Origin of the sequence: Leucobacter komagatae (assembly GCF_000834055.1) — a bacterium.
Classification (GTDB): domain Bacteria; phylum Actinomycetota; class Actinomycetes; order Actinomycetales; family Microbacteriaceae; genus Leucobacter; species Leucobacter komagatae_A.
Map to the genome: position 1 here is coordinate 1 of NZ_JXSQ01000050.1, position 7,876 is coordinate 7,876.

Annotated in this window: 9 protein-coding genes and 1 pseudogene; 5 read left to right on the plus strand and 5 right to left on the minus strand. The window is 62.6% G+C overall.

What is annotated here, in order from left to right:
- The 3 genes and pseudogenes from SD72_RS18410 to pknB all read left to right on the plus strand — a co-directional run.
- Nucleotides 1-187: pseudogene (locus tag SD72_RS18410) on the plus strand (hypothetical protein); the annotation flags it as partial.
- The gene (locus SD72_RS16330; RefSeq protein ID WP_084767297.1) at nt 184-1,908 is read left to right on the plus strand and encodes a serine/threonine-protein kinase; all 1,725 of its coding nucleotides are present in this window, start codon (nt 184-186) and stop codon (nt 1,906-1,908) included. The pseudogene SD72_RS18410 and the gene SD72_RS16330, both read left to right, overlap by 4 nt.
- A gap of 47 nt (nt 1,909-1,955) precedes the next feature.
- On the plus strand, nt 1,956-3,689 hold the full coding sequence (gene pknB, locus SD72_RS16335) for a Stk1 family PASTA domain-containing Ser/Thr kinase (protein ID WP_157000651.1): 1,734 nt from the start codon (nt 1,956-1,958) through the stop codon (nt 3,687-3,689).
- A gap of 12 nt (nt 3,690-3,701) precedes the next feature.
- On the opposite strand, the gene SD72_RS16340 is transcribed toward pknB, so the two are convergent.
- The 3 genes from SD72_RS16340 to SD72_RS16345 are packed head-to-tail and all read right to left on the minus strand — an operon-like array spanning nt 3,702 to nt 5,259.
- On the minus strand, nt 3,702-4,340 hold the full coding sequence (locus SD72_RS16340; RefSeq protein ID WP_042545533.1) for an anthranilate synthase component II: 639 nt from the start codon (nt 4,338-4,340) through the stop codon (nt 3,702-3,704).
- Complete coding sequence (locus SD72_RS18085; RefSeq protein ID WP_198142019.1) at nt 4,337-4,495, minus strand: hypothetical protein; 159 nt, start codon at nt 4,493-4,495, stop codon at nt 4,337-4,339. Before SD72_RS18085 ends, SD72_RS16340 begins: the two co-directional genes overlap by 4 nt.
- Nucleotides 4,495-5,259 (minus strand): class E sortase, encoded by a 765-nt coding sequence (locus SD72_RS16345; protein WP_042545534.1) that lies wholly within the window; start codon nt 5,257-5,259, stop codon nt 4,495-4,497. Before SD72_RS16345 ends, SD72_RS18085 begins: the two co-directional genes overlap by 1 nt.
- Nucleotides 5,260-5,319: 60 nt before the next feature.
- Here SD72_RS16345 and SD72_RS16350 point away from each other — a divergent pair, with 60 nt between their 5' ends.
- On the plus strand, nt 5,320-5,595 hold the full coding sequence (locus tag SD72_RS16350) for a cell division protein CrgA (RefSeq protein WP_042545535.1): 276 nt from the start codon (nt 5,320-5,322) through the stop codon (nt 5,593-5,595).
- Nucleotides 5,596-5,806: 211 nt separating this feature from the next.
- On the opposite strand, the gene SD72_RS16355 is transcribed toward SD72_RS16350, so the two are convergent.
- Together SD72_RS16355 and SD72_RS16360 are read right to left on the minus strand one after the other, a co-directional pair.
- Complete coding sequence (locus SD72_RS16355; protein WP_232299835.1) at nt 5,807-6,517, minus strand: rhomboid family intramembrane serine protease; 711 nt, start codon at nt 6,515-6,517, stop codon at nt 5,807-5,809.
- A gap of 269 nt (nt 6,518-6,786) precedes the next feature.
- A complete protein-coding gene (locus SD72_RS16360; RefSeq protein WP_042545537.1) occupies nt 6,787-7,296 on the minus strand; it encodes a peptidylprolyl isomerase in 510 nt (169 codons plus the stop codon).
- A gap of 69 nt (nt 7,297-7,365) precedes the next feature.
- Between SD72_RS16360 and SD72_RS16365 the strand changes: the two genes are divergently transcribed.
- Nucleotides 7,366-7,866: a DUF5324 family protein gene (locus SD72_RS16365; protein ID WP_042545538.1), complete on the plus strand. Its 501-nt coding sequence runs from the start codon at nt 7,366-7,368 to the stop codon at nt 7,864-7,866.
- Nucleotides 7,867-7,876: the final 10 nt, after the last annotated feature.

The following is a 7,876-nucleotide window of genomic DNA, read 5'->3' on the forward strand; positions in this document are numbered from 1 at the left end:
GACGCCAACGGGAACGATCTTCCTATACCTTTGGTATACGGGCTTTGCGCCAGTGGACGATCCTGAAGTGGCCGTCGCTGTCGTTATCGCCAACGGGGGCGGATCGAGCTTTGATTTTCAGGGAGGTTCATATGATCTCCCCACGGTTGTTGGAAAACGAGTCATGGAAGCGGTGTTGAACGGATGAGACCATCGGCAGGGATCACATTCGGCGGGCGCTACGAGCTGAGCTCCCGCATCGCAGTCGGCGGCATGGGCGAGGTCTGGAAGGCGAGCGACAGCATCATTGGTCGTACCGTCGCGATCAAGATCCTCAAAGACGAATACATGGGCGACCCCGGCTTCCTCGAGCGCTTCCGCGCTGAGGCACGCCACGCTGCCCTCGTCAACCATGAGGGAATCGCGAACGTCTTCGACTACGGCGAGGAGCAGGGGTCGGCGTACATCGTCATGGAACTCGTTCCTGGCGAGCCGCTGTCTGCGATCATCGACCGCGAAGGCCGCCTGCCCGCGAACCGCGTACTCGGCATTGTCGCGCAGACCGCAACCTCGTTGCAGGCTGCGCACGACGCCGGCCTCGTGCACCGCGACATCAAGCCTGGCAACCTGCTCATCACCCCCGAGGGGCGGGTGAAGATCACTGACTTCGGCATCGCACGGATCGCCGACCAGGTTCCGCTTACCGCGACCGGTCAGGTCATGGGAACGGTGCAGTACCTTGCACCCGAGCAGGCGAGCGGTCACGCGGCGACGCCGTCGACAGACATCTACTCGCTCGGCATCGTCGCGTACGAGTGCCTGGCAGGGAAGCGTCCGTTCACCGGCGAGTCACAGGTCGCTATCGCCATGGCGCAGATCAACGACACACCGCCAGAGCTCCCGGCAGATGTCCCAGAGCCAGTGCGCAACCTCGTCATGTCTTGCCTGTCGAAGGACGCGGCGAGCCGGCCGGAGTCCGCGGTGAAGCTCGCGCAGGCCGCTGCTGCGCTGCACCGCGGAAACGTTGAACTCGCAGCAAGTTATGTGCCGCAGATCCGCGGCGCCGTCGAGGATCCGACCGCAACGATGGTCATGCCGCAGCAGCCGGGATCCGACGCTGCGACGATGGCGCTCCCGCGCACCGAGGTCATGGACCCGACCGTGCCCTTCACCGCTGAGGGTGAGGACGAGGAAGAGCTCGAGGAGAAGAAGAAGCGCAGCCGGTGGACCTGGCCGCTCATCACGCTGCTCGCGCTACTGCTCATCATCGGCGGTGGCACCGCGATCGCGCTGCTGAACGGTGGGAACAGTAAGCCTGAGGAGACGAAGCCCTCGTCGTCGACGACGAAGCCTCCAACGACGCCGTCGCCTTCTGAGACAACGGAGCCGCCCGTAACGTCGGGAATGGTAGACGAGAGCAAGATCGTTGGCATGACCTTCGACGAGGCGTACGGCTACCTCACTGGGCTGCAGTTCACCAACATTGCGCAGCGAGACGGCTCGGCCGTGCCCGACGCAGAGGTTGGCCGCGTATCTGCGGTGTCCCCGACGGGGAACACCGAGTTCAACGAGCTCATCACTCTCACCGTGAACGTGGCCTTCGGCACACCGCCGACACCCCAGAAGCCGAGTGTTGCCAACGCGACGGTCACCGTCGGCGACCCGATCGTTGTGCAGGGTTTCCGCGCGCAGTGCCCTGCAGGGCTCACCGTAGGTGCGTTCGAGGTGCAGCTCAGCGATTCGTCGCTCGCGCAGCTCACGAACAACGCGAGCGCGAACGGCGCGACGCTCAAGGCGCTCGCCCCAGGAAAGCTCGATCTCACCTACAGCTACCGCTGTGAGGGGCCGCAGCCGCGCGATTCCGAGGTGTCCGCGCCCGTCAGCATCACGATTCAGCCACAAGCCGACCCGGAAGAGAACGAAGGCTAGCCATTCGGGGCTTTGATCAGGTACTCAAGCAATAGACTTTGGATCATATGTCTGGAAGTGCGGAAGAGGTGAATATGTCGGAAGCCGCGGGCGGGGGTAACTCGCGAGTGCTTGGCGGGCGCTACGCAATCGGCGAGTTTATCGGCCAGGGGGGCATGGCCACCGTGTACCGGGGAACCGACATTAAGCTCGGCCGCCAGGTCGCCATCAAGGTGATGAAGTCTGAGCTGTCTGGCGACGAGCAGTTCCGTGCCCGGTTTCGGCAGGAGGCGCAGTCTGCTTCGCGCATGGCGCACCCGACCATTGTTCGGGTGTTCGACGCCGGCGACGACCTCATTCAGACAGCTGACGGGGCGAAGCGACTCCCGTTCATCGTGATGGAATACGTCGAGGGCACCAACCTTCGGCAGTTCATTGAGGAGAACGAGCTCTCGCAGACCGAGGCGGCGCGCATCGTCGAGTCGGTGCTCACCGCGCTCGAGTACTCGCACCGCGCCGGTATCGTGCACCGCGATATCAAGCCTGCGAACATCATGATCACGAAGTCAGGCCAGGTAAAGGTCATGGACTTCGGAATCGCACGCGCGGTGTCGGAGACGTCATCGACGCTGCAGCAGACCACCGCGATCCTCGGCACTGCGGCCTACTTCTCGCCGGAGCAAGCCAAGGGCGAGTCCGTTGACGCCCGCACGGATCTCTACTCGACCGCAGTGATGCTGTACGAACTCCTCGCGCGGGACGTTCCCTTCCGTGGTGACACAGCTGTGGCCGTCGCGTATCAGCACGTGAGCGAGCGCCCCACGGCGCCGAGCACGCGCAACCCAGACGTGCCCCCTGAGCTCGACCGCGTTGTGCTGTACGGGCTCGGAAAGGATCGCGCGCGCAGGTTCCAGACCGCAGCAGAGTTCCGTGATGCCCTGAACCTGGCTGCGAGCGGCACGATGCCTGATCTGCCGAATCACGACACGCAGAACACCGTATTGTTCTCCTCTGGCGAGGAAGTTTCGGAGTCTGATCTTGCGATCAGGCAGCTCGCCGAGGGCGGCGGCAGCCGCACACAGAGCAGGCCGCCGGTCATGTGGACCTGGGCTGCCATCCTCACGATTGCCGCGATCGTCATCGCTGTGGTCTTCTGGCTGGTGAACCTCGTGCCGAACGAGATTTCGCCGTCGACGGTGCGGGATATCCCCGAGCTCACTGACGTGAGCCGCTCGGAGGCGGTCGATATGCTCCTCGGACTCGACCTGCAGGTCAAGCAGATCGATCAGCCAGACGAGAGCGTTGCGAATGACCACGTCATCTCGAGCGATCCCGTGGCCGGCACCGCGGTGAACGTCGGCGACGAGGTCACGCTCTACATCTCAACGGGTCCCGAGCAGGCCCTGGTGCCCGCCTTCTCCGGAAAATCGCAGGAGGCGTACACTGAGGCGCTCACGGGGCTTGGTCTTACCGTCGGGCAAGTTACGACGCAGGACGACGCTGTGGCGCCAGCCGGGCGTGTGCTCGGTGTCTCTCCAGACATCGGTTCGAAGATCGATCCCGGCGGCGCAGTGAACATCACTGTGGCGAGCGGCAAGGTCGATATCCCGAACGTCATCAACCAGTCTCTGGATACGGCAAGAAACATGCTCAGCGGGCTGGGCTTGGACCTCACGATCGACGGCCAAATGTCAGCGTCTACAGGCTGCGTCTACAACGAGCAGCTGCTCATCACGGGGCAGACGCTCGTTGGCTCGAACCCGCAGGGATCGCAGCTCACCGTCACGTACTGCTCCGGCTAGCCGCCCGCGGCGCTACTCGGCTGAGATGAGCGGCGACAGCGTCGCTGCGATCTCGGCGGCGTTCTCGAGCCCAACGATCCGCAGCCAGTTACCCAGCTGCTGGTAGCCACCTTCGGTGAGCACCGACTCCGGGTGATACTGCACGCCGAAGATGGGCAACTCGCGGTGGCGGAGCCCCATGACTACACCGCCTGCTGTCTCGGCGGTGACGACGAGGCTGTCTGGAATGGTGTCGCGCACGACGGCAAGTGAGTGGTACCTCGTCGCGGAGAACTCTTCTGCGACCCCGGAGAAGAACTCGTCGTTCGCGTGACGCACGCGCGACACTTTGCCGTGCATCAGTTCCGCGGCGTGGGTCACCGTAGCGCCGAGGGTCTCCGCGATGGCCTGGTGGCCGAGGCAGACCCCGAGCAGCGGAACCCCGTGTCGCAGCGCAATGCCCACCATGGGGATCGAGATTCCGGCGGCCGCTGGCGTACCGGGTCCAGGAGAGATGAGCACGCCGTCGTAGCTTGCGACGAGCTGCTCGAGCTCGCCGACGCTGACGTCGTCGTTGCGAATTACGTGCGTCTCGGCTCCGAGCTGCTGCAGGTAACCATTCAGGGTGTAGACAAAACTGTCGTAGTTGTCGATGACGAGGATACGAGTCATGTTCCCACCGTGGATTCCTGTTCGGGCAGCATCTCAAGCACCCAGGGGTATACGTAGGTGATGAGCGCCCACACGAGCGCGGCTGCAGCTGCAATCAATACGATCACCCGGAACCACGCAGGGCCGGGGAAAAACCGCCAAATAAGTGAGAACACTATGCGTTGCCTCCCGCTATCGCTGGGTTGAGTTCGATGAGCTCGGCCGGTGGGCCATCAGAGCGGGGTTGGAAACTCTCGAATACCGTGTAGGCGATTGCCCGCTCGTCCGTTCCCCAATTCTTCGGGTGACAGGTGGTGAGGGTCATGATCTGGTCGGTCGGTTCGATCCCATCCATCCGCGGGAAAGAGTTCAGCACATCGCCCTCCGTCGGCCACACATACTCGAGTGAGCGGAAGCGGTACGTGTACCAGCCGTCGCTCGTCTCGAAGAACAGCGGATCTCCAACACGGAGGTTCATGACCTCTTTGAACGGCGTGATGTAGCCGCCCGAGCGGTGTGCGGCGAGGGCAAAGTTGCCATTCTCGCCCGGCATTGCGCTGTTGGGATAGCGCCCAATGCCCTTGTCCTCGTAGTTGAGGGTCTCCCACCACCCGGTGCCCTCGCCAACGGCGTTTGCGAACGTTGTCCCGAACGCCGGAACGTGGAGCTGGCCAAACACCTCACCGATCGGCGGCACCTCGGGGACGGGGATCACGCCATCGAACGGTGGGCGGTTCGCCGCTTCGGCGTCCCACTCAGCCGAGGTGGACTGCGTGAGTTCGACCTGCTTGCCCGTGACGACAAGGCCGGTGTGCCACGGCTGCCACACGATGTAGCCGAAAACGGCTATGCCGCCAACGATAAGCAGTTCGCCGATAACGGTCAGCGGGCTCAGTCGAGCGCGGCGTCGACGCCGTCCGGGTGAGAGTGCTTCGTTCATTTGTAGCCATTCTAGAGCGATCACACTGGGCACGGGCCACGAACTGGGTAGACTGTCACCATGGCAGCAGCGAGTAAAGATGTGAGCAAGCGAAGCGCGGCAGAGGTCGCGGCACAACGCGAGCAGAGAGAGGCCGCACGACGGGAAGCACCCAACCCCGTGTGGTTCAAGCCGGTGATGTTCGGCTTCATGCTTCTCGGGCTCATTTGGATTGTGCTGTTCTACATCACGAGCACGAACCTTCAGCTGCCGATTCCGCAGCTTGGCCAGGCGAACATCTTCGTCGGCTTCGGGTTTGTCCTTGTGGGGTTCCTCATGACTCCGTGGTGGAAGTAATCCACAACTCACCGAGAACTACATCGGTGTAATTCTCCCCAACTGGGGAGAAGCCTGTGGATAACTTTTCACAGGTTTTTACCCTGTGTAAAACATTGACTCCGTGCGATGATGCACGTCACATCCGAGGGCACATGCTCGCAATAGCCCCAGACACAGCAGTGGCGCGAATGGATTTCCATTCGCGCCACTGCTGTGTTGTCAGGCAGAGTTACACCGGCGAGATCACCAGGTAGGCGAACGACAGCGCGATGAGCAGCGCCGCGAGCGCGACCAGCCAGATGATCTGCTGCGTCTTCCGCCGCGGCCCACGCGTCTGAACGATGATCCACATCGTGATCGCACCGACGATCATGCCCCCGAAGTGGGCCTGCCAGGAGATACTCATGCCTGGCATGAAGCCGATGCCGATATTAATCGCGAGCAGCACGATGAGTGACGTGACGTTCACGTTCATCGAGCGGAACGCGACAACGGTCGCCGCAAGCACGCCAAAGATAGCGCCAGAGGCGCCGACCGTTGCGCCGAGCAGGCTCATCGTGTCGGCATAACCCCAGAACATCACGCCAAGCGATCCGCCCAGGCCAGCGAAGACATACAGGGCGAGGAAACGCATGCTCCCAATCATCTGCTCAAGGTTTCGCCCGAACATATAGAGGGCGAGCATATTGAACAGGATGTGTGGCAGGAAACCGACCGAGTGCGTGAACATGACCGTGAGCATGCGCCACGGCTGGAACTCGCCCTCGATGAATGCTCCCTCGGGATAGCCCGCAAGCTGCCCCGGTGCGACCTCGTGCAGCCCGTCCGCCATCGAGAACGTCGGCGAATACCACAACGCCGACGTCACGCCGTCGCGCCCGAAGTAGTGGCTCAGCAACTGCAGCACGAACACCACAACGCTCACAGCGATGATCGACATAGTCACTGGAGCGTCGAGGGCGGCGAAACGCCGCCCAGCGACCCGAGCGGAGCGGCCGACGCGTGCGGCCCCCTTGGGGCCAGCGCTCGTCTGCTTTACGCAATCGCGGCACAACACCCCAACGGGCGACTGAATCTGGCAGTCGCCGCAGATTGTTCGTCCGCAGCGCTGACACAGCGTAAAGCTCTGGCGATCCGGATGCCGGTAGCAGACGTCGCTCTCGCTGAACTCTGCGCGCTCCCCATAGCTCGGGCCGCTTGAGGACAAGGTTAGACCGTGACGATATCGACGCCGGTCATTACGACGTCTTCAACGGGCTTATCAGCTGCGCCGGTCTGCACTGCTGAGATCGTGTCAACCACTGCCTTCGACTCATCGTTTGCAACCTCACCGAAGATGGTGTGCTTGCCGTTGAGCCAATCAGGAGCGATGGTGGTGATGAAGAACTGCGAGCCGTTCGTCCCCGCCATACGGCCGGTCATGTCCGGGCGCTTGCCTGCGTTCGCCATCGCAAGCTGGTAGGGGGCGCTGAAGGTGAGCTCCGGGTGGATCTCGTCATCGAAGTTGTAGCCGGGGCCGCCGGTACCGGTGCCGGTCGGGTCGCCGCCCTGGATCATGAAGTTCGGAATGATGCGGTGGAAGATCACGCCGTCGTAGAATCCCTTCTCTGCAAGGTCAACGAAGTTCTTCACCGTCTTGGGCGCGTGATCACCGAAAAGGTTGATAACAATGTCGCCGTGGTTGGTGTGGATAGTCGCTACTGCGGTGTGAATGGTCATGTCACAAGTGTACGGTGTAGCGTGGGAAGCCAAGTGGACGCGTCCCGTTCTACTTGAAGGAGGATCCGAATGAAACTCTCACGCAAGCGCCGTCGCGAGCTCCGCGGGCTGCGCTCTGATGCTCAGGAGCTGCTCGACCAGCAGCTCGCAGTCATAGGAAACGCTGGCTCGGTGATCAAGCACGCAGGTCATCAGGCAAGACTCCTGAGCGACGAGCATGTAGCTCCCCGTGTCGATGTGGCTGTTGATCGCGTTCGTCCAGTTGTGGATCGCGGTGTCGCATCGGCGAGGAATGCTGCCCGCTCCGTCAGACGAGCGACCGCACCTGCCGTCGCAAATGCGCTGGCGTCGACGATTCGCACGCTCGACGAGATCGAGAACCCAAAGGCCGCGGCGCAGGTGCGCGACTTTGGCGTGCGCACCGGCTACCTTGAACCGGTGAAGAAGAAGCGCAGCGCCGGCGGGATCGTCGCAATCGTGCTCGGCTCAGTGGCCGCCGTTGGTGTTGGCTACGCGCTGTGGCAGGCGTTCCGCACTGACGACGAGCTGTGGGTTGCTCCCGAGGGGTAGCCTCGCCCTG

Excerpts from the sequence above, each read along its gene's own strand:
- SD72_RS16330 (WP_084767297.1), top strand. The coding sequence starts at position 184 with ATGAGACCATCGGCAGGGATCACATTCGGCGGGCGCTACGAGCTGAGC.
- pknB (WP_157000651.1), top strand. The coding sequence starts at position 1,956 with ATGTCTGGAAGTGCGGAAGAGGTGAATATGTCGGAAGCCGCGGGCGGG.
- SD72_RS16340 (WP_042545533.1), bottom strand. The coding sequence starts at position 4,340 with ATGACTCGTATCCTCGTCATCGACAACTACGACAGTTTTGTCTACACC.
- SD72_RS16345 (WP_042545534.1), bottom strand. The coding sequence starts at position 5,259 with ATGAACGAAGCACTCTCACCCGGACGGCGTCGACGCCGCGCTCGACTG.
- SD72_RS16350 (WP_042545535.1), top strand. The coding sequence starts at position 5,320 with ATGGCAGCAGCGAGTAAAGATGTGAGCAAGCGAAGCGCGGCAGAGGTC.
- SD72_RS16355 (WP_232299835.1), bottom strand. The coding sequence starts at position 6,517 with ATGTCGATCATCGCTGTGAGCGTTGTGGTGTTCGTGCTGCAGTTGCTG.
- SD72_RS16360 (WP_042545537.1), bottom strand. The coding sequence starts at position 7,296 with ATGACCATTCACACCGCAGTAGCGACTATCCACACCAACCACGGCGAC.
- SD72_RS16365 (WP_042545538.1), top strand. The coding sequence starts at position 7,366 with ATGAAACTCTCACGCAAGCGCCGTCGCGAGCTCCGCGGGCTGCGCTCT.